Consider the following 828-nt stretch of genomic DNA (forward strand, 5'->3'; position numbering starts at 1 on the left):
AATAGAACATAGCAACGGCCACGTCAAAACCATCGAAGAAGTTACCTGTAACTGGTTGTTTAGCGCCGCTGGATACTACAACTACGATAAAGGCTATACGCCAGAATTTCCGGAAATAGAAAACTTTAAGGGGCAAGTGATTCACCCTCAACATTGGCCGGAAGATCTCGATTACCAAGGTAAAAATGTGGTGATAATTGGCAGTGGTGCAACAGCCGTGACGCTGTTACCTGCGATGGCGGATAAGACAAAACATATCACTATGCTTCAGCGCACGCCGACTTATGTGATGAGCATGCCGCAAAGCGACCCGATTGCTAACGTACTTCGCGCACTGCTCCCTAAACGCCTTGCGTATAAACTAACGCGAAATAAAAACATTAATATTTCGCGTCTGATTTGGCGTTTGTGCCAACGTTTTCCTAAGTTCGCACGTAAGATTATTCATCATAGCAATAAGAGCCTGCTGCCAAAGAACTACCCTGTCGACCAACATTTTAATCCTCCATATAACCCTTGGGATCAACGCTTATGTGCGGTGCCTGACGGAGACTTATTTAATGCAATCAGTGAAGGCAAAGCTTCAGTTAAAACCGACACCATTAAGTGCTTTAACGAGGAAGGTATAGAGCTAGCATCAGGCGAAACACTCAAAACAGATATTGTCGTGACAGCTACGGGTTTAAACGTGCAACTATTTGGCGGGATTAAGCTAAACGTCGATAACAAGACCGTCGATTTATCCGATACCGTTGCATACAAAGGCATGATGTTGAGCGGCATACCTAATTTTGCCTTTGCCATTGGTTACACCAACTCATCTTGGAC

1 protein-coding gene is annotated in these 828 nt (G+C 44.6%); it reads left to right on the forward strand.

The genetic code is table 11. The annotated features are described in order from the left end of the window. Window positions 1–828, forward strand: an 828-nt coding sequence (locus A3738_RS00685) for an NAD(P)/FAD-dependent oxidoreductase (RefSeq protein ID WP_197473483.1), incomplete at both ends; no start/stop codon positions are given.

Source organism: Oleiphilus sp. HI0066 (assembly GCF_001635725.1).